Origin of the sequence: Rhizobacter sp. Root1221 (assembly GCF_001425785.1) — a bacterium.
Classification (GTDB): Bacteria; Pseudomonadota; Gammaproteobacteria; order Burkholderiales; family Burkholderiaceae_C; genus Rhizobacter.
This window is the reverse complement of record NZ_LMDI01000031.1, coordinates 13,409-37,675: the sequence shown is the minus strand read 5'-3', so window position 1 is coordinate 37,675 and position 24,267 is coordinate 13,409. Positions and strand designations below refer to the sequence as shown.

Here is a 24,267-nt window from a genome sequence, read left to right as displayed (position 1 = left end):
AGCATGGCTCCCCCCGAGTTGTACCCAGCCCTGCAGGGCTGGTTGGCAAGCACGTGCCTGCTGAGTCTCCGTGTTGCAGGCTTGTTGCTTGCCGCTGCACCGCTGTCGTCGGTGGCGGTGCCTCCGACCGTCCGTCTGTTGTTTGGCATCGCGTTCGCCGTGGTGTTGGCATCGGCGCTGCCCGGGGTTCCGTCGCTGCCCTTTGAGGGATCCCTGGGGAAGCTGCTGTTTGCCGGCCTCTGCGAGGTGGCCTTGGGTGCCACGCTGGCCCTCGGGGTGAACCTGGCCTTCGCGGCGTTTTCGATCGGCGGCCGTCTGCTCGATGTGCAGACGGGTTTCGGCATTGGCCAGGTGTTCGATCCCGTGTCCCGGCAACAAGTGCCGGTGATCACCAGCGCCTTCAACCAACTGGCCATGGTCTTGTTTTTCGTGACCGACGCGCACCACAACGTGTTGCGCGGGCTGGCCCTCAGCGTGGAAGCCATCCCGCCAGGGTCGCCGTGGCTGCTGCAGCAGGCGGCCTTGCCGCTGATGCATCAAGCCTCCTCGATGTTTTCGCTCGGCTTCGCGATGGTCGCTCCGGTGGTGTTCTGCCTGTTCCTGGTCGAGGTCGGGCTCGGCGTGCTCGCGCGCAACCTGCCGCAGATGAACACCTTCATCCTGGCCATTCCCGTGAAGGTGGTCGTGGGTGTGGCCGCGCTGTCGGTCTCGTTCATGGCGCTGACGGGTGTTGTCGAGCGGGTCAACGGGTCGATCTTCAAGACCTGGGAGGCGGTGTTTCGGTAATGGAACAGGATCTCGACCGCAACGATGCGGCCACACCGTACAAGCTCGAGCAAGCGCGCAAGAAGGGCCAGGTCTCCAAGAGCGCCGACGTCGTCTCGGCGCTGGTGTTCGCCGCGGCCGTCGTCTATTTCTATGCCCGCGGCTGGGACGTCATCAGCGAGCAGTTCCGCTTCGACGGCACGCTGTTCCGCCAGTTGGCCCGGGCCGGCGCGCAGCCCGAGATCCTCTGGCAGCTGGTCGAGCATGGGGTGCGCGCCACGTTCATGCTGCTCGTGCCCGTGCTGGCAACCATCATGCTGGCTGCGGTGCTCGGCAACGTGTTGCAGACGGGCGCCGTGTTCACGGGCCACCCGCTGATCCCCGACTGGCAGCGCATCAATCCGGCGGCGGGGTTCAAGCGGGTCATGTCCATGCGAACGCTGTTCGACGCATTCCGCGCCTGCGTGAAGCTGGTGGTGTTGTCGCTGGTGGTGTACGCCGCGCTGAAGTCGCTGCTGCCGCAGTTCCACCAGCTGGCGGGACGGCCGCCGCTCGCGTACACGCGGTTGCTGGTCGACGATGTGGCGTCGCTCTGCCTGAAGCTGGCGCTGGCGCTGGGCGTGATCGCCGCACTGGATTTTGCGTTCAGCCGCCGCGAGTTCGCGAAGAAGATGCGCATGAGCAAGCGGGAGCTCAAGGACGAGGTGAAGCATCGCGAGGGGGATCCCCGCATTCGTGCCCGCCTTCGCAGCCTGCGCCGGGAGATGCTCAAGCGCAGCCTGGCGTTGCGCAAGACCGGCTCTGCCGACGTGCTGATCACGAACCCGACGCACCTGGCCGTGGCCCTTCGCTACCGCCACGGTGAGATGGAAGCCCCCTTGCTGTTGGCCAAGGGTGCGGGCGGCATGGCCGCCGCCATGCGGCAGATTGCCGCCAGAAAGCAGATTCCCGTGGTCCAGAACCGAACGATTGCGCGTGCCATTTACCACGGGATGGAGATCGACCAGCAAGTGCCCCACCACCTCTATGCCGACCTGGCCCGCTTGATGGTCTGGATCCTTGCCATGCGCGAGAAGCGTGCAGCGGGGGCGCGCGCATGAACGCGTTGCAACGCATCGTCGGCAAACACAGCGACATCGCCATGGTGGCGATGGTGCTGGGCATCCTGGTGATCCTGTTCGCCCCCATTCCGGCGGGTGTGCTCGATTTCCTGCTGCTCGCGAACTTCAGCTTCGCCTTCCTGATCCTGCTGCTGACGTTCTACATGGCGCGGCCGGTCGAGTTCTCCACCTTTCCTTCACTGCTGCTGATCGCAACGCTGTTCCGGTTGTCCCTGAACGTCGCGGCCACCCGCCTGATCCTGTCCGAGGCCAGCGCCGGCAAGGTGATCGGGGCCATCGGGTCCTACGTGGTGGGCGGCAACTACGTGATCGGGCTGATCGTCTTCCTGATCCTGATCGTCGTGCAGTACGTCGTGGTGACGAGCGGGGCCCAGCGGGTGTCCGAAGTCGCTGCCCGGTTCACGCTGGACAGCATGCCGGGCCAGCAGATGAGCATCGATGCCGACCTCAACATGGGGTTCATCGACCAGGTGGAGGCCCAGCGTCGCCGCAAGAACCTGGAGAAGGAAGCGGGCTTCTACGGCGCCATGGACGGTGCCAGCAAGTTCGTGAAGGGTGATGCGATCGCCGGCATCATCATCATGCTGATCAACATCATCGGCGGCATCGTGATCGGGGTGATGCAGTTGGGCTTGCCGTGGGGCCAGGCCCTGCAGACCTACACGCTGCTGACCATCGGCGACGGCATCGTGACGCAGGTGCCGGCCCTGGTCATCGCGGTTGGCACCGGCATCATCGTGACCCGCTCCGCGTCGGACGGCAACCTCAGCCAGGAGGTGCTGCGCCAGATCACCTCGTTTCCGAAGACGCTGCTCCTCGTTGCAGCGGCGCTGGGCGGGCTCCTGCTGCTGCCGGGCATTCCTGCTTTGCCCACGCTGACCTTGTTGGTCGTGGTGCTGGGGGTGTGGTGGTTTGTCCGGCGCATCGCGGCGAACAAGGCCGCTGCCGAGCCGCAAGCTGACGCCGAAGGGGCTGCCGAGAAGGTGGGGGACGATCCGTATGCGGCCTTGCCGGTCGAACCGATCGAGGTGCAGGTGGGCGCCAAGTGGAGCGCGCTGGTCACGCAGGCCGACGGGCTCTTCATGGAGCGCATCGCGGCGTTCCGCAAGCAGCATGCCCAGGAGTTCGGCCTCGTGTTGCCTCGGGTGCGCTTCAAGGACCTGGCGCGCCTGGGCGCCGAGCGGTACGAGATCCACATCGACGGGGTCATCGCCGGCCGCGGCGAAGCCCGTGCCGACCGGTTGCTGGCCATCCACCCCACCGGCGACGTGACCGCCGTGCAGGGTGAAGTCACCCGGGACCCGACCTACGGCCTTCCCGCGCTGTGGATCGACGCTACCCGCCGCGAGGAGGCCGTGGCGGCCCGGTACACGCTCGTCGACGCCCAGACGGTGCTGATGACCCACCTGACGGAAGTGCTTCGCCGCGAGTCGGCGACATTGCTCACGCGCTCCGAGGTGGAACGCCTGCTGGCGCGGGTGCGGCAATCCCAGCCGAGCCTGGTGGAAGAGCTCATCCCCACCGTGTTGTCCGTGACGGACGTGCAGCGGGTCCTGCAGAACCTGTTGCGGGAGAAGGTGAGCATCCGCCACATCGAGGCCATCCTGGAAACACTGGCCGACGCAGGGCGGGCGAGCAAGGACATCGGCTACCTGACGGAGCGCGTGCGGCATCGCCTCGGACACGCCATCTGCCAGGGGTTGCTGGGCGACGCCACGGCGCTGCAGGTGATGACACTCGACCCGGCCATGGAGAGCCAGTTCATGCACACGCTCCGGCAGGCCGACGCCGGACAGCCCCTCGTGATCGACCCCAGGCTGGCCGAGCAGTTCATGGGCCGCCTCGTGTCGAACGCCGAACGCATGATGAAACACAACCTCCTGCCCGTGCTGCTGTGTTCGCCGGACCTGCGCCGCCACCTGCGCGCGCTCTCGGAACGGGTGCTGCCGCACCTGCGCATCCTGTCGATGACCGAGGTGCCGCAGACGATCGAACTGAAATCCTATGCCGTGGTCGGTGCCTGACCGCGGCCTTCATCCAGGAACCAAGATGCAAGAAGTACTCGCCATTGCGCTGCGGTCGATGCAGCAGGACGTGGCCCGCCTCGAACAGGTGGGCACGAACCTGGCCAACGTCACCACCCCCGGCTACAAGCGGCAACTGCTGGTCAGCCGCGCCGAACACGCCATCGTGCCGTCGTTCGCGCAGGCGATGATGGGCGTGGCCGCGTCGCCGGAAGGTGGCGCCACCGCACAAACCGCGCAGCCCTTCGAACTGGTGCGCGACATGCGCTCGGGCACCCTGCGGGCCACGGGCCGCAGCCTCGATGTGGCGCTCGCTGGCGACGGTTACCTCGAAGTGCAGATGCCGGAGGGCCTTGCCTACACCCGCCAGGGTGAATTCCAGCTGGACGCCCGCGGGCGGCTCGTCACCATGCAGGGCCTGCCGGTGCAAGGCCAGGCCGGCGACATCGTCGTGAGTGGCAGTGGTGTCACCATCGACGCGAAAGGCAATGTCACCGACAACGGCCGGGTGGTCGACCGCCTGAAGGTCGTGGCCTTCGAGCCCGGCCAGGCGCTCACACCTCTCGATGGCGGCTTGTTCGCCGAGGGCAGGAGTCCGTCACTGGTGTCTGAAGCCGACATCGACGTTCGCCAGGGCTTCCTCGAGAACTCGAACGTCCAGCAGGCGCGGGAGATGGTCGAGCTGATGCAGACCATGCGGCGTTTCGAATCCATGCAACGCATCGTGCAGGGCTACGACGACCTCGTGGGCTCGGCCATCCGCAAGCTCGGCGACGCCTGATCACCCACGCATTCCCGCATTTCGCAAGGATCTCCATGTTCGATTCCCTCTACATCGGTGCCACGGGCATGCACGCCCAGCAGATGAACGTCGACGCCGTCGCCAACAACCTGGCCAACGTGAACACCGTGGGCTACAAGCGCGCACGGGTCAGCTTCGTCGACCTGATCGCGCGCGAGGCCAGCCGTGTGTCGTCGGGTGACGTGCCTTCGCTGGCCGGCGCGGACGACGTGTCGCGTGCCGGGGTGGGTGTTGGCGTCGTGGGCATCACCAAGGTGTTCGAGACGGGTGACATCAAGAAGACCGATTCAGCCTACGACCTCGCCATTTCGGGGGAGGGCTTCTTCGAGGTCACGTTGCCGGACGGGACGTCGGCCTTCACGCGTGGCGGGTCGTTCAAGGTGGGCCCGGACGGCCTCCTCTCCACGCAGGCCGGGCACCCGTTGAAGCCGGCCATCGCCATTCCCGAGACGGCACAGTCTCTGACCGTGAGCCAGGACGGCAAGGTGCTGGTGCGCATGCCCGACCAGACCACAGCCGTCGAACTGGGCCAACTCGACCTGGTGCGGTTCACGAACACCGCAGGCCTGCAGTCGCGGGGCGACAACGAATACCGGCCCACCGCCATCTCGGGCGACCCCATCGCCGGCCGGGCGGGCGAGGACGCCATGGGCACGGTGCGGCAGGGGTACCTCGAAGGCTCGAACGTCAAGCTGGTCGACGAGATGGTCAACCTGATGGTGGCCCAGCGGGCGTACGAGGCGAGCGTGAAGGTCGTGCAGGCATCGGACGAGATGCTGGGCATGGTCAACAGCCTCAGGCGCTGATGACAGCCTCCCCGGTTTCGCGGCTGGCAGCAGCGCTGGCCTGGCTGGCGCTGCCCGCGCTCGCGTGGGCGGCGCCGGTGCGCCTTGAACTTTTGCCGCAGGTGGCTGTGAACGCCACGCACGTGCGCCTGGGCGACGTGGCGCGGGTGGTTGGCGACGACCGCGAGCAGGTGCAGGCCGCGGCGGCACTGAACCTCGGCAGCGGGCCCCGCGTCGGGGAGGTGCTCCGGCTCGAGCGGGCCCAGATCGAGCGGTGGCTGCAGCGGGCGGATGGACGGACGGGTGTGTACGAGTGGACCGGGGCCGCGGCCGTGCGCGTGGAACGCGCAAGCCAGTGGGTGCCGGCAGACGAAGTGTGCCGTGCCGCGCAATCGGCGTTGACCGACTGGCTGGGCACGTCGAGGGGCACGGCCCAGGTCTCGCCAGTGTGCGGCACCGCGGCGTGGGCGGTGCCCCCGGGCCGCATTGAACTCAAAGCTCACGCCATGGCCGAAGGCCAGCCGGTGGAGCGCCGCATGCAGTTGCCGGTGGACATCTGGGCCGACGGTGTTTTTGCCCGATCGGTTCCGGTCACCCTGCGGGTCCGGTGGATCGGCCCGGCCTGGGTGGCCCGGCGCGACGTTCGCGCCCAGCAACGCATCGACGGCGATGCCCTGGTGCTGCAGGAGACCGAGCTGGCCGGCCTGTCCTCGGCGCCGCTGGCGGCCGACCAGTCCACGTCCGGGCTGCGCCTTCGCCGGCCATTGCTGGCGGGCCAGGTGCTGACCTCGGCGCACGTCGAACCAGAGCCGCGGGTGAGCCGGGGCCAGCGGGTGCGCCTGCTCAGCCGCTCCGGTGCGATCACGCTCGAAACAACGGCCGAAGCCTTGCAGGACGGTCAACCCGGCCAGCAGGTGCTGGTGCGTGTGCCATCCGCGTCTGCGCCCGTGTCGGCGTGGGTGATCGGACTGAACCAAGTGGAGTTGAAACCATGAAGAATCGACGGATCCTTGCCGCCTTGCTGTTGGCGGGTTTCGCTGCATCGGCGGTGTCTCAGAGCCTGTATGACGAGAAGTCCTACCGCGCGTTGGCCAGCGACACACGCGCCTACCGCGTCGGTGATGCGCTGACCGTGCAGGTCCTCGAGAACTCCGCTGCCACGGCGAACGCGGACACCGGCACGCGGCGAAAGAACGAGCTGAGTGCGGATCTGACCCGGGCGCACGTACCCACGGTGTCCGTGGGGATCGGGGCCGGTGGTGAGTTCGACGGCGGGGGGCGCACCACGCGTTCCGGCAAGCTGCTCGCCCAGCTCACCGTGACGGTCAAGGAAGTGCTGCCCAACGGCGACCTCCAGGTGGCCGGCGAGCAGTTGCTGCTCATCAACGACGAGCAGCAACGCATCAATGTCGAGGGGCGTGTGCGGCCGCAGGACATCGCCGAGAACAACGTCGTGGTCTCGTCCCGGCTGGCCGACGCGAAGATCACCTACGTTGGTGAAGGTGAGCTTGCCGAACGGCAGAAGCCTGCCTGGTGGCGCAAGGCGCTGGATTTCGTGGGGCTGTGATGCGCACCTTCCTGCAACAACTCACGGGCGTTCTCCTGCTGGCTGCGGCCTTGGTGGTGCCGTGCGCGGCCGCCACGCCGGCGGGTGGGCGGTCGAGTGACGCCATCCGCGTCAAGGACCTGGGCAAGATCCAGGGGTGGCGCGACAACGCGTTGATCGGCTACGGCATCGTCACCGGCCTGGCCGGCACCGGCGACTCACCCACCAACCGCACCACCCGCCAAGCCATGGCGAACGTGCTCTCGCAGTTCAACCTGTCGGTGTCGGCAGACCAGATCCAGAGCCGCAACGTGGCCGTGGTCATGGTCACGGCGGCGCTGCCGGTGTTCGCACGCGAAGGCGACACGCTCGACATCGGGGTGACGTCGGCCGGCGACGCCCGCAGCCTCGTGGGCGGCACCTTGCTGCTCACGCCGCTGAAGGCGGCCAACGGGCGCATCTACGCGCTGGCACAGGGGCCGCTGTCCGTGGGCGGCTACCGCTACGACGCCAACGGCAACGTGGTCCAGAAAAACCACCCGACGGTGGGGGCGGTGCCTGGCGGCGCCACGGTGGAGGTCGGCTTGCGAACGGCAACGCACGACGACCAGCAGAACGTCACGTTCGTGCTGCACGATGCCGACTACACCACCGCGAACCGCGTCGCGGCGGCCATCAACGCCCAGCTGGGAGGCAACCTCGCCGAAGCGCGCGACGCCTCCGGCATCGACGTGCGCATTCCCGATGGGCAACGGGGGCACCCGGTGGCGTTCCTGTCGCGCCTCGAGAACGTGATGGTCGAACCCGATCGGCGTGCGCGCGTGGTCATCAACGAACGCACCGGCACCGTGGTGGCCGGTGGTGACGTGCGCATCTCCAAGGTGGCCGTGGCCCACGGCGAGCTGCGAGTGTCCATCGATGCGGAAACCACCGTGTCGCAGCCCTCGCTGCTCAGCCGGCCGTCGGCCGGCGTGCGCACGGCCGTGGTGACCAATAGCCGCCTGGAGGTGACCGAAGGCAGCGGCACCGGCTTCGTCATGGCGAACAACACCGTGGCCGACCTCGTCCAATCGCTCGCCCGCATGCGCACCAGCACGCGCGACATCATCTCTATCCTGCGCGCCGTCAAGGCCGCGGGGGCCCTGCACGCGGACCTCGTGGTCCAGTGATCTCCCCATTCCCAGAGGAACTCCCATCATGAACCCAGGCGTGGAAGCCATCACGACCGCCTCGCTGTCGCTCGCACTCGATGCGGCGACGGTGCGCCAGCAGGTCATCGCCACGAACATCGCCAACGCAGGCACGGTGGGCTTCGTGCCCCGGCGGGCCAGCTTCGAGGCGCACCTGGCCGACAACCTGCGTGCGGCGCAGGGTGCGGCGCGCGCCCTCGCACCCGAACTGCAGGTGCGCATCGAACCCGACCTGAACCCCGCTGGCCAGCCGCGCGACGTCCACGTCGATACGGAAGTGGCCGCCATGGCCGAGAACAGCCTGCACTACCAGGCCCTGGTGCGCGGATTGAGCCGCCATCTCGGCATTCTTGCCAGTGCCGTCACTGAAGGCAAACGCTGAGCCAACCGATAAGACCTGCCATGAACTACTCCCAATCCTTTGCCATCAGTGCCACGGGCATGGACGTCGAACGCCTGCGCGTCGAGGTGGCCGCGCTCAACATCGCCAACGCGAACACCGTCCTGTCGGCCGACGGCAAGGGCTTCCAGCCGCTGCGGGTGACAGCCCAGTCGGCGCTCGGCGTGCAGTCGATGGACGGCAACGGGTTCTCGTCACTCGTCGGCCAGGGGCTGGCTGGCCCGACCAGCCTCGTCGAGCCCAGCGGCAGGGCGGTTCGCGCCGTGCTCGATCCGGGCCACCCGCAGGCGGACGCGCGTGGCTATGTCTCCTATCCCGGCGTGGATCCGGCCACGGAGATGATGACGATGTTGAGCGCTTCGCGCGCCTACGAGGCCAACGTGGTGGCCATGAACACCGCCCGTGCGATGGCCGTCAAGGCGCTGGAAATCGGAGGTGCCTCGTGACCGCCGCTTTCATCGCGCCGGTGGCGGCGATCCAGCTGCCTTCGCTGGAGGCGGCGATGCCCGCTGGCGTGGCGGGCGTTGGCGGAGCGGCCCCCACGTCGTTCGGGAACCTCGTGTCGAACGGGTTGCAGCAGGTCAGCGCGCAGTTGAACGTCACCCAGGCGGACCTGCAGTCGCTGGCCACCGGCAATGTCGACAACCTGCACCAGGTGATGCTGCGCATGGAGGAAAGCCGCATGTCCTTCCAGCTGATGCTGCAGGTGCGCAACCGGCTGCTCGAGTCGTACCAGGAAATGATGCGGATGCAGGTGTGATCGCACCGGCCGTGCTGGTGATGGGGACCGTCTTGAATCGAATGGGGAGCGAGAGTTGAAAACGTTTTGGCAAGGCCTGAGCCTGGCCGCCAGGGTGAGCCTGGTCGCGGGGATCGTGCTGATCGTGGCGGCCACGGTGGCGATCGCGGTGTGGCTGCTTCGCACCGAACGCGACGTGCTGTTCGGCAACCTGTCCGCACAGGATGCGGCGGCCATGACGGCCGAACTGGACCGCATGAAACTGCCCTACGCGCTGGGCGCCGACGGCACGTCCATCCTGGTGGACAAGGCCACGCTGCACCAGACCCGGCTCAAGCTGATGAGCAAGGACATCCCGCTGCACGGTGCGGTGGGGTTCGAACTCTTCAACAACACCGACTTCGGCATGACCGAGTTCGCGCAGAAGGTGAATTACCAGCGGGCACTGCAGGGCGAGATCACGCGCACCATCATGTCCCTGGCCGAAGTCGAGTCGGTGCGGGTTCACCTTGCATTCCCGGAAGAGGGCCTCTTCAAGCGGGAGCAGGGCAAGGCGAAGGCCGCCATCACGGTGGCCCTCAAGCACGGCCAGTCGCTGCGCCCGGAGCAGGTGAAAGGCATCCAGCGGCTCGTGTCGGCCTCGGTGGCTGGTGTGAGCCCGCAGGACGTCACCGTCGTCGACCAGACCGGCGTCGCGTTGACCCGGGTGGCGGCGCCGGCCGGTGACGGCCAGGCCGAGGTGGGTCCGCAGCTCGAACTGAAGCGCGACATCGAGCAGCACCTTGCCGCCAAGGCAGCGCACGTGCTGGACCGCGCATTCGGGCCGGGCCGGGCACTGGCGAGCGTGGACGTCGTGCTCGACATGAACCAGGTTCGCACCACCACCGAAGACGTCGTGGCACCACCCGTCAAACCCGGTGAAGCGGTGACCGGCGTGATCGTTCGCGAGCGGGAGACCTTCAAGGGAGACGCCCTGCAAACCGCGTCCAATGACGGCGCGCGTGCCAACAATGGCAGCTCGCAGCGCGAGACCGACTACCAGGTGGGCCGGCGTGTCGAGCAGGTGGTGTCGCAACCCGGTTCGGTGCGCCGCCTCCAGGTCCTCGCCGTCATCAAGGTGCCGCTGGATGCCGGGCAGATCGAGCAGACCAAGGCCCTCGTCGCGGCGGCCGTCGGGGCGTCCCTCGAGCGTGGCGACGTGGTGGTCGTGCAGCCGCTCAACGGCCTGCATGGCCTCAACCGCCAGGAACCGGAGGCCCTCGCGATGGGGCCTGGTCCATCGACCTTGCCAGAGGGGCGGCAGGCTGTGGCGGAAGAGGCGCCGGGTGGCACGTCGCCCCTTCCGCCGGTCGTGACTGCGCTGGGCGTGTTGGTGGGGGTCGTGGTGCTGGTGCTGCTGGCGTGGGCGCTGTCGCGCGGCCGCCAGGCGGCCGCGCGCCCGCCCATGACCGAGGCGGAGCGCCAGGCCGCGCTCGTGCAGGTGCGCCAGTGGCTTTCGGCTGAACGGAGCGAAGGATGAGCGGGTTCGAGGGCGCCGTCGGCGCGTTCGCGATGCCGGCCAGCGCCCGGCAGGCGGCCTTGCTGCTGCACACCATGCCCGCGGCCGACCGTGGCTGGCTGCTGCAGCAGTTGCCCGCATCGCAGCGGACGGAGGCCGAACAGCTGCTGGCCGAACTGGCCGAACTCGGCGTTCCCGCCGATCCCCGCTTGCTGGACGAGGTGCTCGCACCGGTGACCACCGGGGCGCCACCCCTGCGGCTGCCATCGACCGAAGGTGACCGCCTCGTGCAGCGCCTCGGGCAGTTGCCGCCGCGGTCCATCGGCGCCGCGTTGCAGACCGAATCGGACGTGCTGGTGGCCCGCGTGCTGCGCCTGGCGCCGTGGCCGTGGCGAGAGGCCGTGCTCGACCACCTCGGGCCCACCCGTCGGCGGCGCATTCAGGAACACATGTTGTCGGCGCCCGTCCCCGTGGCGTGGAACGCGCTCGACCTGGCGCTGCTCGATGTGCTCTGCTCGCACGCCGAGCGCGGCAGCGTCAATGGATCGGGCCACCCGGTGGCCCCGCGTGCCCCGCACACGTGGCGCGAGCGCGCGCGCGAATTCTGGAAGGTCCTGCGATGAGTGATCGATCCAAACCCGCGGTGTTGCGCGACATGGCCGTGACGGCGCAATCGCGGTCACTGCCACGGCACCGTCCAGCTGCGGAACCCAAGGCGCAGCCGCTTCGGCCGGTGGTTGGCCAGCAGGCCATCGCCAGGCCGGTGACGATGCCGTCGCCGCCCAAGGAAGACGTGCGCACGAAATCGCTCGCCGACGAACTGCAGGCCGCCCGCGAGACGGGGCTGCGGGAGGGCCTCGGCGAGGCCCAGCGTCGCCTGGACGAGGCCGTGCGTGCCGCGACCCAGAAGCTGCAGGCCCAGACGGATGCATTGCAGGCCCGGCTGCATGCCGAGCATGACGCGAAGATGAACCAGCTCCAGCAGACCCTGGACGGCCTGGCCGTTGCCTGGACGCAGCGCCTGGATGCCTTGGAGCCGGCGGCCATCGAACTCGCATTTGCCGCGGTGTGCCGACTGATGGGGCAGGCGCACGCCAACCGCGACGCCGTGGCCGCGCTCGTGCAGCAGGCCATGGGCCAACTGCGCGGTGGCACCTTGTTGCGGGTGCGGCTGCATCCGGGCGACCTGGCCGGGCTGGAAGGCGACGCGTTGGTGCAGGGGCACCCGGCCGTGCAATGGGTGGCCGATGCGACCGTGGAGGTGGGCGGTTGCCTGCTCGACACCGAGCACGGCACGCTGGATGCCCGGCTCGACCGCCAGCTCACCAGGCTCCGCGAAGTCTGGGTGACCGCCGCACGAGCCCGGGGCCTGGAGGGCTGACACCGATGCTGCGCACCCTCACCGCCGCCACGGCCACGGCCGACCTCACGGTTCGCACCGGGGTCGTCCAGCAGTTGTCCGGCCTCGTCATCGAGGCCCGGGGGCCCGATGCCGTGCTGGGCGAAGTGTGTTCCATCGCCGTGCGGGGCCAGGCCGAGCCGCTGCAGGCCGAGGTGGTGGGCATGCGCGCCGGACAGGTCACGCTGATGCCCTACGGTTCGTCGCAGGGCCTGGCCCCCGGGTGCGAGGTGACGGCCAGTGGCGAACTGGCCAGCATCGGCGTGGGGCCGGCACTGCTGGGCCGCGTGATCGACGGATTCGGCCGGGCGCTCGACGGCCGGCCCGATCCGGCCACTACCGAGCGGCGGCTCGTCAAGGGCAAGCCGTTGAACCCGATGCACCGCCCGCGCATCGAGAAGGTCATGGAGACCGGGGTTCGCACCATCGACGCGCTGCTGACGCTGGGACAGGGACAGCGCGTGGGCATCTTCGCGGGCAGTGGCGTGGGCAAGAGCACCTTGCTCGGCATGGTGGCGCGCCACGTGCGGGCCGACGTGAACGTGATCGCATTGATCGGCGAGCGCGGGCGCGAGGTGCGGGAGTTCATCGACAAGCAATTGGGCGAGGAAGGGCTGGCGCGGTCCGTCGTGGTCGTGGCCACGTCCGACCAGCCGGCGCTGGCGCGCCTGCGGGCGGCCTATGCGGCGGTGACCATTGCCGAGGCTTTCCGTGATGAAGGGAAGCAGGTCATGCTGACCATGGACTCGATCGCCCGGTTTGCGATGGCACGCCGCGAGGTGGGGCTGTCGGCCGGCGAGCCTCCGACGGCCCGCGGGTACACGCCGTCGGTGTTCGCCGAACTGCCCGAACTCTGCGAACGCTGCGGCACGTCGGGGCAGGGGGGCGCCATCACCGCACTGCTGACGGTGCTGGTCGAAGGGGACGACCTCAACGAACCCGTCACCGATTGCCTGCGTGCCACGCTGGACGGGCACATCGTGCTGTCCCGGCAGCTCGCCAACCAGGGCCAGTACCCGGCCATCGACGCGCTCAAGAGCGTGAGCCGCCTGATGCCGGACCTGGCCACCGGGGAGGAACAGGCCCTGGCAGTAAAGGCCGTCGAATACCTCGCCTTGCTCGACCGGAACCGGCAGCTCGTCGACATCGGTGCCTACGTGCGCGGCACCAATGCCGCGCTCGACCGTGCCATCGACCTCGAGCCTCAGCTGCTCGCATTCCTGAAACAGTCATCTGGCGGCGTCGCGCGTCACCTGGCCGTGCAGCAGTTGGCCGGCCTGCTCAAGGGGGCGGCATGAGTGCGGACCGCCGGGGCTACGTCTACCCCCTCGAACCGTTGCGCCTGCAGGCGCAGTGGCAACTCGACGCCCTGCAGCGCGACCTGGCAGACTGCGCTGCCCGCCTCGCCGCGTCGGGCAAGGACCGGCTTGCCGCGCAGGCGCAACTCGACGCCGCGGCCCGCGCCGCGCGCCCCACGTCGGCCACGGGGTTCGACCCTGCGCTGGCACACCGCCGGCTGGCCTACCTGGCCGACGCGCAGAAGCGAATTGCCGCCCTGGTGAAGACCGAAACCGAAACCAGGACCGAACACGGCGAGTGGCAAGCAAAGTGCCATGCTGCCCAGCTCAAGGTCGACGCAATCGAACGTGACAGCGAGGAACGCCTGCAGGAACACGTGGCCGAGCGCGCCCGCCAGCAGGCCGTGGTTGCCGACCAGGACTGGCTGGCGCGCGCCGCGTGGCACCGCCACACCATGGGGCCGGAGGAAGTGCGATGAGCATTGATCCCGCTGCGCAGGCAGGCCAGGCCGATCCGGCCCGTTCGCCCACCACCGCTCGCGCCCCGGCCGATCCGGCACGCCTGGCATGGCAGCGCGAGATGGAGCGGGCGCAGACCGAGACGTGGTTCAAGAAGCAAACGGCGCCCCCTCCCGGCCCGGACGCCCGGGCGCGTGGTGACGGCCGTCCGGCGCAGGCGCCAGCGAACCCCTCCATCGCACGCACCGTGGCACCACCTCACCCGGTGTTCACGTGGGCGCCGGCGCAAGAGGCCGGGCAGGTCGCCGTCGACAGTGCCGGGCATCAGGGACGCGCGCTGGCGGGTACTGCGGAATTCGCTGCCGCGACGGCATCCCGCCCGTTCGCGATCGGCGGGCCCGCCGCCGCACCCGTGCCTGCGCCATTGAATGTTCGTCCCTCGGCACCCAACCTGATCACCGGCCCGGCGCCCACCGAGGCGCCCGCCGTACTGCTGCAGCTCGCCGACGTCGCCGAACCGGTGCGGGTGCATGTGCAATGGGACGACGGTGTCGCCCGGGTCTGGGTGGGCGTCGACGCGGCCCATGCCGACCACCTGCCTCGTGTGGCCGGGATGGTGACCCGCTGGCTGGCCGGGCAGGGGATCCGGGTGGCGAGCCTCACCTGCAACGGTGAACCGTGGCCCACGGACACCGCATTCTTCGATTCGAGGCGTCCCGATGCGGACGCCGTCATTCACATCACTGAAACCACAAGGGAGTTCTGACATGGACAGCATCGGCGCCGTCGGCGGCACCACGGGCGCGAACCTCCAGGCCAACGGCCTCGGCATGGAGGACTTCCTGAAGATCCTGCTCACGCAGCTGACCTTCCAGGATCCCCTGAAGCCCATGGACAACCAGGAGTTCATGGCACAGATGGCGCAGTTCACATCGCTCGAGCAGACGCAGCAGCTCAATGGCAAGCTCGACGCGTTGCTGTCGACTCAGGCGGCGCTGCAGTCGGTGGGGCTCATCGGCCGCACGGTCGACATCACCACCGAAAGCGGCAACGTCACCGGCACGGTCGCCACCCTGTCGCTCGCAGGCAGCTCGCCATCGCTGTCGGTGCGCACCACCGCAGGGGCCACGTTGAGCAACATCGGGCTCAGCCAAGTCACCGCGGTGCGCTGAGCGCGCGCGCATCCTCCAGGAGAATCACATGCTCGAGTCGATCTACGTTGGAATGAGCGGCCTGATGGGCTACTCCCACGGCCTGCGTGTCATCGCGAACAACACCGCCAACCTCAACACCCCGGGGTTCAAGGGGGCGTCGCTGCAGTTTGCCGACATGTTCTACGCGAACAGCGATGGGTCCGGCAGCGAGGCGTTCGGGCGCGACCAGCTGGGCTACGGGCTCACCACCTACTCGACCTCGCTGAACTTCAAGCAAGGTGAACTGCGCCAGACCGGCAACGACCTGGACCTGGCCGTCGACGGCCAGGGACTCTTCGTGCTGCGCAACGCCGAAGGTGAACTGCACTACACGCGCGCCGGGCAGTTCGAGTTCAACGGCGACGGGGTGCTCGTGAACCGCGCGGACAACAGCGAAGTGATGTCGGCCGACGGCACCGGCAACTTCACCCGGATCGACCTGAACACGCAGCGCATCAACGCCGCGAAGGCGACCACGTCGATCGCCTTCCAGGGCAACCTGCCCAGCACCACCGCGAATGCCCAGACGGTCAGCAACATCGTGGCGATCGATGCGCTCGGCGGCGAGCACACGCTGAGCCTGTCGTTGACCCGCACCGACCAGAAATGGGCCGTGAAGGTGCTCGATGGCACCACGACGGTGGGCTCCGGCACGTTGGAGTTCGCCGACGGAAAACCGACCGCTGCCACCTCAAAGCTGAAGATCGAGTACAAGCCGGCCGGGCAGGCTGCCATGCCCCTCGAATTCGACTTCAGCGGCGAGGTGCGTTCGTTTGCGTCGGGTGACATCTCCACGCTCGCGGTGACCCGCCAGGACGGCTACAAGCTCGGCGCGTTGAGCAGCGCCACCTTCGACAGCACCGGCACGCTGGTGCTCGCGTACACGAACCAGCAGTCCGTCAAGGGCCAGCGCATCGCCCTGGCGCGGTTCGACACGCCCGATGCGGTGGAGGCCGTGGGCGACAACCAGTTCAAGTCGACCGACGAAACCGCGTGGCACACCGGCGTGGCCGACGGCCTGGCCTTCGGCACCATCAGCTCCGGCGTGATCGAGTTGTCGAACGTGGACTTGTCCCAGCAGTTCAGCGACCTGGTCATCATGCAGCGCGGCTACCAGGCGTCCTCGCAGATCGTTTCCACCGCGAACGAGATGCTGCAGGAACTGTTCTCGATGAAAAGCAAATGAACGACATCCCGCTCCCTGAGCAGCACACACCGCTCCGGTGGTGGTCTGCGCCGGCACTCGACACCCTGTCGCGCCGCATCGAACCCGTGTGGCGGGCCTGGGCGGCGCGCTGGGACCTGCCGGCCGAACCGGTGGAAAGTTTCAACGCGCACGAAGCGCCCGCCAACGCGTCCGCCGAGTGGCAGCCGTGGCAGGCCGACGCCTGTGCCGCCACGCCATGGGCCTGGGTGGCCGCCGCCCAGGACACGCCCGCGGGCGTGATCGCGGGCTTGATGTTCGCGCACGGCAATGCCGGCCCCGTCGGCACCGAGGTGGCTGGCCGCGCCTGGCGCGAGTTCTCGGACGAGCTGGCGAGCCTGCTGGGCCGTGCGCCATCGGCTGAATTGCCGTCGTTCGGGCGGCCGCGTTCGGCCGCCTGGTCGGGCAGTGTGCGGGTGCGGCTTGCCTGGGGGCGCGGCGAGGCACCGAGCCTGTGGCTGCACCTCACGGCCGACAGCGTGGCCCCGATGCTGCGCGACTCACGGCGGCCGTGGCAGGGTCAGATGGCGCCCATCACCGCGTCGGTGCTGGGCGCCATGGCGCACCAGCCCGTCACCCTGCGCGTCGAACTCGGTACCACCGAGCTCGACCTCGGCACGCTGCAGTCGCTGCGGGTCGGTGACGTGCTGACCTTGTCGCACCGGCTGGATGCACCGTTGACGCTGCGGCCTGCCGACGCGCAGGCGCCCGTGGCGTGCGCCGGTCACCTCGGCGCCCGCAACGGCCGGCGCGCCATCGAAGTCGTGCGGTCGCACGGCAACTGACATCCTTCCCGAATTCCGGACCTTCCCTACCATGAGTGATTCGAAATACCCCGCCAACGCACCGGCGGCCGACAGCGGCCGCACCGCACACGTCATCGCCTTGACGGAACTGCACGACGGCCCCGACAGCGCACGCCCCGTGATCGGCGACCCGGTCAACCCGCTGCACCACATCAAGACCCGCCTGCAGGTGTGCGTGGGCCAGGTGGAGGTCACGGTGGGAGAGCTGATGTCCGCGAAGGAACACCAGGTGTTCGTGCTCGACCGCCTGGTGGACCAGCCGGTGGACGTGCTGCTCGAGGGCAAGGTGGTGGCCCGTGGCCAGCTGGTCGCGGTGGACGACCAGTTCGCCGTGCGCATCACCGACATCCCCGTGCCGCTGAAAGCATGAGCGGCCTGCGTTCTTGCTGCCGCGCCGTGTTGCGCGGGGGCTGGGTGCTGGCGCCCGCGCTGGCCGGTGCCGCGGAGGGCGTGGTGCCGGTGGTGCCGCAGGCGTCATCCCCGCTGCCGTTCCGCACCGAGGCCACCGATCCGGGCTTTCCGGTGGCGGGGGCGGTGTTGCTGCTCGTGCTCGTGGCGGTCGCTGCGGGGGCGTGGTGGTTCCGGCATCGGCGCAGCGGCCCGTGGCTCCAGCGGCTGGTGACACCCGCGCCGGCGGAAGTGCGGGTGGTCTCGAGCGTGCGGCTCGACGTCAACACGCGGCTGCACGTCGTCGAGTGGAAGCGCCGGCAATTGCTGGTGGCTGTGCAGGGGGCGGGGGCGCCCGTCGTGCTCGACCGCGACGACGCGCCTGCTGCGCCGGTGGAGCCCACGACATGACACGGCGCGCCCTGGGCTGGTTGCTGGTGTGCCTGCTGTGGTGCGGGGCGGGCTGGGCCCAGGTGGCGCCCGAGGTGGATGTGCCTGCACTGGCCGCGTCGGTGCCGGTTGCTGCCGAACCTGCCGCATCCGAAGCCGCGGCGCCCGTGACCACCACGGCCGGAAAACGGGGGGACACACGCACCGAGGCCCGCAAGCCCGGGCAGGGCGTGGGCATCGACCTTCGCCTGCCGCAGGCCAATGCGCAAGGCACCGACACCGCGCTGGCGGTGCGCATCGTCATGGGCCTCACGCTGCTGGCGGTGTTGCCAGCCCTGGTGGTGTGCGTGACGGCGTTCCTGCGCATCATCATCGTGCTGTCGATGCTGCGCCATGCGATCGGCATGCCCGAGACGCCCCCCAACACCGTGCTGATCGGGCTGGCGTTGTTCATGACCTTGTTCACGATGTCGCCGGTGCTGCAGACCGTGAACGACGAAGCGCTGCAGCCCTACATGCAGGGCACGCTCGGCAACGACGTGGCCTTTTCCAAGGCCAGCAAGCCGATCCGTGAGTTCATGGTGCGGCAGACGCGCGAACAGGACCTGGCGCTGATGGTGGAGCTGTCGAAGTCGAAGCCGCCCCAGAGCATGGACGACATCGGCAACATCCAGCTGGTGCCGGCCTTCATGCTGTCGGAGCTGCGTGCGGCCTTCCAGATCGGATTCGTCATCTTCCTGCCGTTCCTGCTGATCGACCTGATCGTCTCGAGCATCCTGATGGCGCTGGGCATGATGATGATGCCGCCCACCACCATCGCATTGCCGCTCAAGGTGTTGATGTTCATCCTGGTGGACGGCTGGAGCCTCATCCTCAAGGCCCTGGTGGGCTCGTTCCACTGACTTGAGGCATGGCCACCTCGCGCGCTCCCGGCTCGCACGCCGCCGCTTCGGCGGCGGCGTCGGCCATGCCCGAGCGCGAGAACGAGTTGTGGTCGTTGTTCCGGGCCTCCGGCGACGAAGCCCTGCGGCAGCAGCTGATCGCCCACCACCTCGACTACGCCCGCGTGGTGGCGGCCACCTACTACGCCCGGCGCAACCACAACGAGATCGAGTTCGCCGAATACCACCAGCTCGCGTCCGTCGCGCTGGTGGAATCCGTCGACCGGTACGACCCTGACAAGGGCGCCCAGTTCCGGACCTTCGCCGCGCGCCGGATGCATGGCGCCATCCTCGATGGCCTCGAAACCCTCACCGAAAAGCAGCAGCAGATCGCCGTCCGGCAACGGCTGCGCCAGGAGCGGCTCGACGCCATCAAGGCGCAAGCCCGGGTGAGCGGGGCGCAGGTGGCCGCGCCGTTCGGCAAGGGATCGAAGGCCCAGGCCGACGAACTGTTCCGCTACCTGGCCGAGGTGGGCATCGGCATCGCGCTGGGGTGCCTGCTGGACGGCACCGGCATGGTGGCCGCTGACGAACCGGCCGGGCAGCAGCCGGACGGCCACTACCAACGGCTCGAATACAAGCAGCTGCAAGCCCGCCTGCGTGATGTGATCCGCCACCTGACGCCTCAGGAGCAGACCGTGATCACGTCACACTACCTCCACGAGCATGCCTTCGACGACATCGCCAGCCGCATGGGCGTGACGAAGGGCCGTGTGTCACAGATCCACCGCACCGCCCTTCAATCCCTCCGCAGCCGGCTCAAGGCCGGCAAGCGCGTGGACGTGGCCTGGTGAGCAACCCTTTACCGTACGACAAGAGACCCACGATGACGAATCCCACTGCGACGCAGCGCCTCGACCGGCTCGAGGGATACCTGCAGCAAGACCCCGAGAACCTGGCACTCGTGGGCGAATCGTTCGATGCGGCGCTGCAGGCTGGAGCGTGGCTCCGTGCCGAGACCCACCTCCGCAAGGCCCAGGCGTTGGCCGGCCATGCCCCGGGCTGGACGCTGAAGGAAGGGCAGTGGTTGCTGGCCCAGCACCGGTTCGGCGAGGCGCGTGCCGTGTTGCAGGTCTTGTCGGATGCGCCTGATGTACCGGACGACCTGCGTCCGGTGGTGGCGCATGACCTGGCCTACATCGCGTTGCGCGAGGGCGCGCCTGAGTCGGGGCTGGCGGTGCTCGCGCCGTGGGTCGAGGTGACGCCTTCGCAGGCCGTTGATGGCGCGCTGCAGGTGCTCTGGTTGCGCTTGATGCACCGGGCCCAGCGCCTGGACGCCGCCATGGCATGGGCCCGGGAGCGCTGGCAGGTGCGCCAGCTGGCCACGGCCGCGGCCGGCGTGGCCAGCCTCGTTGCGCTCGATGAGTCTGATTTCACGGCCAGCCTGCTGTGGTCCGACCATGCGTTGAAGGAGCCGGGCGCACCCGTCGAGGCGCTCGTCGCACGCGCGTCGGTGGCGCTGGCCGAGCAGGCGCCTGCGCTCTCGCGCCAGCTGCTGCAACATGCGTTGAGGCTGAATCCCACCGACGGCCGAACCTGGTCGGCCTTGGCCTTCACCGACCTGATGGAGCAGCAACTCGACGCGGCCCGCGCCAGCTTTGCCAAAGCCCTGCAGGCGATGCCGGAACACGTGGGCACCTGGCACGGCCTCGGGTGGACGTGCCTCTCGCAAGGCGACACGGATGCCGCGCTGCGGGCGTTTGAACAGGCGATCGAACTCGACCGCAACTTCGCCGAGAGCCACGGTGGCCTGGCCGTGGTGCTCGCGATGCGCAAGGCGAACGATGCGGCACAGGAGGCCATCGACCGCGCGATTCGCCTCGACGGCACGAGCCTGTCGGCCCGGTACGCGCAGGCGCTGCTGAGCGGCGATGCGTCCGACAGCCGATCGCTGCGCCGCCTGGCCACGCGGCTGCTGGGTGGCCGTGCCGCGCCGCTGGGCGGTTCCATGCTCGACCTGTTGCCGCAGGTGGACGACGGCACGCCGGCGGCCCCGCCGCCCGGCGACCTCAACTGACACACGTTTCGAACGGGAGCGCGTCGCGATGCGGGTGTTGGTCATCCACCAGAATTTTCCGGGCCAGTTCGGCCACCTCGTGAAGGCCTGGGCACAGCGGCCCGGCTGGGACGTGCGGGCGCTGGGGCGCGAAGGCGCGCCGGGCCTGCCGGGTTTCGACAAGCTCATCCGCTACCGCCTCGCCCGCGAGGGGCGCCCGCAGCAGCATCATTACCTGCGGCAGATGGAGTCGGCCACGCTGCACGGCCAGGCGGTGGTGCGTGCGCTGCAGCAGCTGAAGCAGAACGGGTTCACGCCCGACGTCATCGTGGCCCATCCTGGTTGGGGTGAAACCCTCTACGCCAAGGACGTGTTTCCGCTCGCGCGGCTGGTGCACCTGTGTGAGTGGTACTACAACGCCGACGGGGCCGACCTGGGCTTCGATCCCGAGTTCCCGCTCAGTTTCGACGACCGCGCGCGCATCCGCACCTGGAACGCGCTGCACACCCTGAACCTGACCCAGTGCGACGTGGCCATCAGCCCCACGCATTGGCAGCGCAGCCGGCACCCGGAGATCTTTCAGCCGAAGATCATCGTGCAGCACGAAGGCATCGATACCGAGTACCTCGGCCCGAATCCACAGGCATCGTTCACCACGCCGAGCGGGGCGGTGCTGCGCGTGGGCGACCCGGTCATCACCTACGTGGCCCGCAACCTGGAGCCCTATCGCGGGTTCCATGTGTTCATGCGCGCACTGGAGCGTGTCCAGAAGGCCCATCCGGGTTGCCACGCCATCATTGTCGGCGGCGACGGTGTCAGCTACGGCAAGCGCCCCGACAACGCCCCCACGTGGCGGGAGCGCATGCTGCGCGAGGTGTCGCTCGATCCTGCCCGCACGCATTTCCTCGGGCGCGTTCCCTTCGCCGACTACGTGCGCGTGCTGCAGGTCTCGGCCGCCCACGTGTACCTGACGTACCCGTTCGTGTTGAGCTGGTCGTTGCTCGAGGCCATGGCGTGTGGTGCACCCATCGTGTCGTCCGACACGGCGCCGGTGCGGGAGGTGATGCATGACTGCCGGCGTGGTGCCCTGGTCGACTTCTTCGATGTGGGTGCGGTGGCGTTGAAGGTCGAGGAGATGCTGTCGGTCGCAGGCCAGGACGAGCCGCTCTCGGCCTTGGAAGGCGGGGCGCGTGGGTATTCGCGGAAGGCGGGTCTTGCGGGGTATGACCGGGTGATCGGGGCACCCTCGGCGGGGCTGGTCGAGAGACGGTTGGCCTGAGGCTCTTCGACGGGGCAGGGCGGTGCCGAACTCGCGACTGATTCAGCGTCACGAGTTGCTCGCGTACTCCCGGTGTTCACGAAGACTTGGGATGCTCGGCCTCGGCGATCAAGCGGCTGACGCGAGAGACAGAGAGGTTGGTCTCTTGGGCCAACTGGCTCATGCTGAGCCGGCTCTCGGTGTAGGCGCGCAGCAGCGCTTGCCCCACGGAGTCACTCCGGGCGAGCCATTGTCGGAAGGTCGTGGGTGCACCGCGCTGCGGTGCGGGAATTTCCTTCGACGCGCGTTGCCGCTGGTCCGCCATGGCTTGCATGCGCGCGATGAAGGCATCGTCGCCGAGGTAGATCTGTTGGCGCAGCGCCTCGTCCCACAGGCGAACACCGTGCGCCGCGGCCACCAAGTCGGCGTACAGCCGGGAGGCGTGATGATGGTCGTCGAGGGTCTGCGCGGCCCGGCCCAGCAGGTGCGCGTGCAGCCCTGCGGTGTCCAACCAGCCCGGCGGCGCCCGTTCGCCCGCATGCGCCCGATAGCTGGACCAAAGCCAATCGCGTGGATGCTGAACGATGCGGGCGCGCACCGGGTTCAGTTCGACGTAGCGGCAAACCTCCAGCAGGTAGGCCTCCTCATCGACGAGGATCGCCTTGAACCGACCTTGGAACAGGTGGCCCACCTTGTTGTGGCGGCGATTGAAGGCCTGCGTGAAGACGCCGTTGAGGTGCCGCATCAGGGCCGACAGATTGCCCTGGCGGGTGCACAGCACGAGATGGTAGTGATTGCCCATCAGGCAGTACGCCAACGAGTGAGCGCCGAAGCGGGCAAGTGCCTGCTCGAGAACGGCGAGCAGCGCGTGCCGGTCGTTGTCGTCCACGAAGATGGGTTCGCGTCGATCCCCGCGAGAAGTCACGTGGTAGATCGCGCCGGGGAATTCAATTCGGAGAGGACGGGCCATGCGGGAGCATCGCCGGGCTTTGGGGGCGGGTAAAGCGCGGTTCCCTACGGTGACGTACCTGCTTGCGAAATTGCTCGGAATCTCGGGGGTTTTGGTGGGTTGGGCAAGACGCAAGACTTGACCCCAGGGTCCCCCTAAGACTTGACCCCAGGGTCCCCCTCCCAGGCTCATCGCGGCGCCACCGTCCGCAGGGGCGGCGTGCACTTGCCTTCAGGATTACCCCGTATGTCGGGGGTTTTGATGGGTCAGGCAAGACGCAAGACTTGACCCCGGCCCCCCCGTGACCCCGGCTCCCCGCTTATTTCTTTGGCGATTTCTTGCGCTGCTGAGAATAGAACTCTACAGCCTTCTTATATTCTGGATCACCCTTAACCTCAGCCTTCTTGCGGGCAATAAGATTTAGCGCTAATTCCGCATCATCAAGATAACCAAGAGCGCTGCTCGCATTGGCGTAGGCGTACACAAATTGCGAATCTGAGGTAATTGAAGGGTTCAGCTTGAAAGTTTTATCCGAGGCAGCCAGAGCTAGTTCGCTCGACCCCTCTGCAGCAAAACTTATTGTCAGATTTCTATACACTCCGGCCAAATTGTATGCGTCGCCTTTTAGTGCCTTCTGCAGATTGTTTATCGCCGCATCGTGCTTTCCGATCGATGTTTGCCATCCGCCCAGCAAGGCAAAGCCGGTGGGCCAATCTGGATATTTTTTGACCAGTTGAATATACTTCAACTCGAATTCGGCCGCCTCCCGATCGGAAATGGGGCCGTCGGCAGCCAACCTTTCGCGAATAGAAAGTTGAATTCTTGCCGCATCTATACTGTATGCGTAGCGAGAGTCACCCTTGGGAGCCGCCTTCAGCACTCGCCGAGCCGCGGCAAAGTCGTCTGTCATCAAGCTTAGGAGCGCTAGGCGCCCTATGTAGGTGTGAGTGGACCCACATTCGCTTTCAAGAGATTTCCAGACCTTAAGCATCGTCGGGACATCGGGAGCCGGCCCAGCAACATGCGTCGCGGACTTTTCGATCCACTGCTTCTCGCAGGAGATCTCCAATTGCGCGGATTCGGCGAATGAATTTTGCACCATTATTGAACCTAACAC

28 protein-coding genes are annotated in these 24,267 nt (G+C 68.0%); 26 read left to right on the top strand and 2 right to left on the bottom strand.

The annotated features are described in order from the left end of the window. Window positions 1-3: 3 nt before the first annotated feature. The 26 genes from ASC87_RS20385 to ASC87_RS20260 are packed head-to-tail and all read left to right on the top strand — an operon-like array spanning window position 4 to window position 22,222. A complete protein-coding gene (locus tag ASC87_RS20385; RefSeq protein WP_082568798.1) occupies window positions 4-786 on the top strand; it encodes a flagellar biosynthetic protein FliR in 783 nt (260 codons plus the stop codon). Further along, on the top strand, window positions 786-1,865 hold the full coding sequence (locus ASC87_RS20380) for a flagellar biosynthesis protein FlhB (protein WP_056666487.1): 1,080 nt from the start codon (window positions 786-788) through the stop codon (window positions 1,863-1,865). Before ASC87_RS20385 ends, ASC87_RS20380 begins: the two co-directional genes overlap by 1 nt. After that, window positions 1,862-3,910 (top strand): flagellar biosynthesis protein FlhA, encoded by a 2,049-nt coding sequence (gene flhA / locus ASC87_RS20375; RefSeq protein ID WP_056666484.1) that lies wholly within the window; start codon window positions 1,862-1,864, stop codon window positions 3,908-3,910. The genes ASC87_RS20380 and flhA overlap by 4 nt, the downstream gene beginning before the upstream one ends. A gap of 25 nt (window positions 3,911-3,935) precedes the next feature. Next, window positions 3,936-4,691, top strand: a complete 756-nt coding sequence (locus ASC87_RS20370) for a flagellar hook-basal body protein (protein ID WP_056666480.1) — start codon at window positions 3,936-3,938, stop codon at window positions 4,689-4,691. A 35-nt stretch (window positions 4,692-4,726) separates the two neighbouring features. Next, on the top strand, window positions 4,727-5,518 hold the full coding sequence (gene flgG / locus ASC87_RS20365) for a flagellar basal-body rod protein FlgG (protein WP_056666477.1): 792 nt from the start codon (window positions 4,727-4,729) through the stop codon (window positions 5,516-5,518). Continuing rightward, a complete protein-coding gene (gene flgA / locus ASC87_RS20360) occupies window positions 5,518-6,492 on the top strand; it encodes a flagellar basal body P-ring formation chaperone FlgA (RefSeq protein ID WP_056666474.1) in 975 nt (324 codons plus the stop codon). Before flgG ends, flgA begins: the two co-directional genes overlap by 1 nt. After that, entirely contained in the window at window positions 6,489-7,064 is a 576-nt protein-coding gene (locus tag ASC87_RS20355; RefSeq protein WP_056666471.1) for a flagellar basal body L-ring protein FlgH, read from the top strand. Before flgA ends, ASC87_RS20355 begins: the two co-directional genes overlap by 4 nt. Then, window positions 7,064-8,212 (top strand): flagellar basal body P-ring protein FlgI, encoded by a 1,149-nt coding sequence (locus tag ASC87_RS20350; protein WP_056666468.1) that lies wholly within the window; start codon window positions 7,064-7,066, stop codon window positions 8,210-8,212. The genes ASC87_RS20355 and ASC87_RS20350 overlap by 1 nt, the downstream gene beginning before the upstream one ends. Window positions 8,213-8,240: 28 nt before the next feature. After that, the gene (locus ASC87_RS20345; protein ID WP_056666465.1) at window positions 8,241-8,615 is read left to right on the top strand and encodes a flagellar basal body protein; all 375 of its coding nucleotides are present in this window, start codon (window positions 8,241-8,243) and stop codon (window positions 8,613-8,615) included. A 20-nt stretch (window positions 8,616-8,635) separates the two neighbouring features. After that, on the top strand, window positions 8,636-9,079 hold the full coding sequence (gene flgC, locus ASC87_RS20340) for a flagellar basal body rod protein FlgC (protein ID WP_056666462.1): 444 nt from the start codon (window positions 8,636-8,638) through the stop codon (window positions 9,077-9,079). Further along, entirely contained in the window at window positions 9,076-9,393 is a 318-nt protein-coding gene (fliE, locus tag ASC87_RS20335; RefSeq protein ID WP_235582229.1) for a flagellar hook-basal body complex protein FliE, read from the top strand. The genes flgC and fliE overlap by 4 nt, the downstream gene beginning before the upstream one ends. A gap of 55 nt (window positions 9,394-9,448) precedes the next feature. After that, window positions 9,449-10,891: a flagellar basal-body MS-ring/collar protein FliF gene (fliF, locus tag ASC87_RS20330; RefSeq protein ID WP_056666458.1), complete on the top strand. Its 1,443-nt coding sequence runs from the start codon at window positions 9,449-9,451 to the stop codon at window positions 10,889-10,891. Next, window positions 10,888-11,493, top strand: a complete 606-nt coding sequence (locus tag ASC87_RS20325; RefSeq protein WP_056666455.1) for a hypothetical protein — start codon at window positions 10,888-10,890, stop codon at window positions 11,491-11,493. Before fliF ends, ASC87_RS20325 begins: the two co-directional genes overlap by 4 nt. Then, window positions 11,490-12,251, top strand: coding sequence for a FliH/SctL family protein (locus ASC87_RS20320; protein WP_056666453.1), 762 nt, complete (start codon window positions 11,490-11,492; stop codon window positions 12,249-12,251). The genes ASC87_RS20325 and ASC87_RS20320 overlap by 4 nt, the downstream gene beginning before the upstream one ends. 5 nt (window positions 12,252-12,256) lie before the next feature. After that, window positions 12,257-13,567 carry a FliI/YscN family ATPase gene (locus tag ASC87_RS20315; RefSeq protein ID WP_056666449.1) on the top strand — a complete coding sequence of 437 codons (1,311 nt, stop codon included), beginning with the start codon at window positions 12,257-12,259 and terminating at the stop codon, window positions 13,565-13,567. Next, window positions 13,564-14,046, top strand: a complete 483-nt coding sequence (locus ASC87_RS20310) for a hypothetical protein (RefSeq protein WP_056666446.1) — start codon at window positions 13,564-13,566, stop codon at window positions 14,044-14,046. Before ASC87_RS20315 ends, ASC87_RS20310 begins: the two co-directional genes overlap by 4 nt. After that, a complete protein-coding gene (locus ASC87_RS20305) occupies window positions 14,043-14,792 on the top strand; it encodes a hypothetical protein (protein WP_056666443.1) in 750 nt (249 codons plus the stop codon). The genes ASC87_RS20310 and ASC87_RS20305 overlap by 4 nt, the downstream gene beginning before the upstream one ends. Before the next feature lies 1 nt (window position 14,793). Further along, window positions 14,794-15,198 carry a flagellar hook assembly protein FlgD gene (locus tag ASC87_RS20300; RefSeq protein WP_056666440.1) on the top strand — a complete coding sequence of 135 codons (405 nt, stop codon included), beginning with the start codon at window positions 14,794-14,796 and terminating at the stop codon, window positions 15,196-15,198. 28 nt (window positions 15,199-15,226) lie between these two features. Beyond that, on the top strand, window positions 15,227-16,405 hold the full coding sequence (gene flgF / locus ASC87_RS20295) for a flagellar basal-body rod protein FlgF (protein ID WP_056666436.1): 1,179 nt from the start codon (window positions 15,227-15,229) through the stop codon (window positions 16,403-16,405). Continuing rightward, window positions 16,402-17,208: a flagellar motor switch protein FliM gene (locus ASC87_RS20290; RefSeq protein WP_056666433.1), complete on the top strand. Its 807-nt coding sequence runs from the start codon at window positions 16,402-16,404 to the stop codon at window positions 17,206-17,208. The genes flgF and ASC87_RS20290 overlap by 4 nt, the downstream gene beginning before the upstream one ends. Window positions 17,209-17,239: 31 nt before the next feature. Continuing rightward, entirely contained in the window at window positions 17,240-17,599 is a 360-nt protein-coding gene (locus ASC87_RS20285) for a FliM/FliN family flagellar motor switch protein (protein ID WP_056666430.1), read from the top strand. Further along, entirely contained in the window at window positions 17,596-18,027 is a 432-nt protein-coding gene (locus tag ASC87_RS20280; protein ID WP_056666428.1) for a flagellar biosynthetic protein FliO, read from the top strand. The genes ASC87_RS20285 and ASC87_RS20280 overlap by 4 nt, the downstream gene beginning before the upstream one ends. Continuing rightward, entirely contained in the window at window positions 18,024-18,908 is an 885-nt protein-coding gene (gene fliP / locus ASC87_RS20275) for a flagellar type III secretion system pore protein FliP (RefSeq protein ID WP_235582228.1), read from the top strand. Before ASC87_RS20280 ends, fliP begins: the two co-directional genes overlap by 4 nt. An 8-nt stretch (window positions 18,909-18,916) precedes the next feature. Next, window positions 18,917-19,741 carry a sigma-70 family RNA polymerase sigma factor gene (locus ASC87_RS20270; protein ID WP_056666425.1) on the top strand — a complete coding sequence of 275 codons (825 nt, stop codon included), beginning with the start codon at window positions 18,917-18,919 and terminating at the stop codon, window positions 19,739-19,741. A 32-nt stretch (window positions 19,742-19,773) separates the two neighbouring features. Then, window positions 19,774-20,964, top strand: coding sequence for a tetratricopeptide repeat protein (locus tag ASC87_RS20265; RefSeq protein ID WP_056666422.1), 1,191 nt, complete (start codon window positions 19,774-19,776; stop codon window positions 20,962-20,964). Between the two features lie 28 nt (window positions 20,965-20,992). Then, the gene (locus tag ASC87_RS20260; RefSeq protein ID WP_056666419.1) at window positions 20,993-22,222 is read left to right on the top strand and encodes a glycosyltransferase family 4 protein; all 1,230 of its coding nucleotides are present in this window, start codon (window positions 20,993-20,995) and stop codon (window positions 22,220-22,222) included. A 76-nt stretch (window positions 22,223-22,298) separates the two neighbouring features. Here ASC87_RS20260 and ASC87_RS20255 read toward each other — a convergent pair whose 3' ends face one another. Together ASC87_RS20255 and ASC87_RS32040 are read right to left on the bottom strand one after the other, a co-directional pair. Further along, window positions 22,299-23,171: a transposase gene (locus ASC87_RS20255; RefSeq protein ID WP_056666416.1), complete on the bottom strand. Its 873-nt coding sequence runs from the start codon at window positions 23,169-23,171 to the stop codon at window positions 22,299-22,301. Between the two features lie 298 nt (window positions 23,172-23,469). Then, window positions 23,470-24,249, bottom strand: coding sequence for a hypothetical protein (locus ASC87_RS32040; RefSeq protein ID WP_162255186.1), 780 nt, complete (start codon window positions 24,247-24,249; stop codon window positions 23,470-23,472). Window positions 24,250-24,267: the final 18 nt, after the last annotated feature.

Bases quoted from the DNA above. Each gene is read 5' to 3' on its own strand.
- ASC87_RS20345 (WP_056666465.1), top strand. From the start codon at position 8,241: ATGAACCCAGGCGTGGAAGCCATCACGACCGCCTCGCTGTCGCTCGCA.
- ASC87_RS20280 (WP_056666428.1), top strand. From the start codon at position 17,596: ATGAGCGGCCTGCGTTCTTGCTGCCGCGCCGTGTTGCGCGGGGGCTGG.
- ASC87_RS20355 (WP_056666471.1), top strand. From the start codon at position 6,489: ATGAAGAATCGACGGATCCTTGCCGCCTTGCTGTTGGCGGGTTTCGCT.
- ASC87_RS20385 (WP_082568798.1), top strand. From the start codon at position 4: ATGGCTCCCCCCGAGTTGTACCCAGCCCTGCAGGGCTGGTTGGCAAGC.
- ASC87_RS20315 (WP_056666449.1), top strand. From the start codon at position 12,257: ATGCTGCGCACCCTCACCGCCGCCACGGCCACGGCCGACCTCACGGTT.
- flgG (WP_056666477.1), top strand. From the start codon at position 4,727: ATGTTCGATTCCCTCTACATCGGTGCCACGGGCATGCACGCCCAGCAG.
- flgC (WP_056666462.1), top strand. From the start codon at position 8,636: ATGAACTACTCCCAATCCTTTGCCATCAGTGCCACGGGCATGGACGTC.
- ASC87_RS20260 (WP_056666419.1), top strand. From the start codon at position 20,993: ATGCGGGTGTTGGTCATCCACCAGAATTTTCCGGGCCAGTTCGGCCAC.
- ASC87_RS20325 (WP_056666455.1), top strand. From the start codon at position 10,888: ATGAGCGGGTTCGAGGGCGCCGTCGGCGCGTTCGCGATGCCGGCCAGC.
- flhA (WP_056666484.1), top strand. From the start codon at position 1,862: ATGAACGCGTTGCAACGCATCGTCGGCAAACACAGCGACATCGCCATG.
- flgF (WP_056666436.1), top strand. From the start codon at position 15,227: ATGCTCGAGTCGATCTACGTTGGAATGAGCGGCCTGATGGGCTACTCC.
- ASC87_RS20305 (WP_056666443.1), top strand. From the start codon at position 14,043: ATGAGCATTGATCCCGCTGCGCAGGCAGGCCAGGCCGATCCGGCCCGT.
- ASC87_RS20290 (WP_056666433.1), top strand. From the start codon at position 16,402: ATGAACGACATCCCGCTCCCTGAGCAGCACACACCGCTCCGGTGGTGG.
- ASC87_RS20300 (WP_056666440.1), top strand. From the start codon at position 14,794: ATGGACAGCATCGGCGCCGTCGGCGGCACCACGGGCGCGAACCTCCAG.
- ASC87_RS20320 (WP_056666453.1), top strand. From the start codon at position 11,490: ATGAGTGATCGATCCAAACCCGCGGTGTTGCGCGACATGGCCGTGACG.
- ASC87_RS20265 (WP_056666422.1), top strand. From the start codon at position 19,774: ATGACGAATCCCACTGCGACGCAGCGCCTCGACCGGCTCGAGGGATAC.
- ASC87_RS20255 (WP_056666416.1), bottom strand. From the start codon at position 23,171: ATGGCCCGTCCTCTCCGAATTGAATTCCCCGGCGCGATCTACCACGTG.
- ASC87_RS20370 (WP_056666480.1), top strand. From the start codon at position 3,936: ATGCAAGAAGTACTCGCCATTGCGCTGCGGTCGATGCAGCAGGACGTG.
- ASC87_RS20350 (WP_056666468.1), top strand. From the start codon at position 7,064: ATGCGCACCTTCCTGCAACAACTCACGGGCGTTCTCCTGCTGGCTGCG.
- flgA (WP_056666474.1), top strand. From the start codon at position 5,518: ATGACAGCCTCCCCGGTTTCGCGGCTGGCAGCAGCGCTGGCCTGGCTG.
- fliP (WP_235582228.1), top strand. From the start codon at position 18,024: ATGACACGGCGCGCCCTGGGCTGGTTGCTGGTGTGCCTGCTGTGGTGC.
- ASC87_RS20285 (WP_056666430.1), top strand. From the start codon at position 17,240: ATGAGTGATTCGAAATACCCCGCCAACGCACCGGCGGCCGACAGCGGC.
- ASC87_RS20270 (WP_056666425.1), top strand. From the start codon at position 18,917: ATGGCCACCTCGCGCGCTCCCGGCTCGCACGCCGCCGCTTCGGCGGCG.
- ASC87_RS20310 (WP_056666446.1), top strand. From the start codon at position 13,564: ATGAGTGCGGACCGCCGGGGCTACGTCTACCCCCTCGAACCGTTGCGC.
- ASC87_RS20380 (WP_056666487.1), top strand. From the start codon at position 786: ATGGAACAGGATCTCGACCGCAACGATGCGGCCACACCGTACAAGCTC.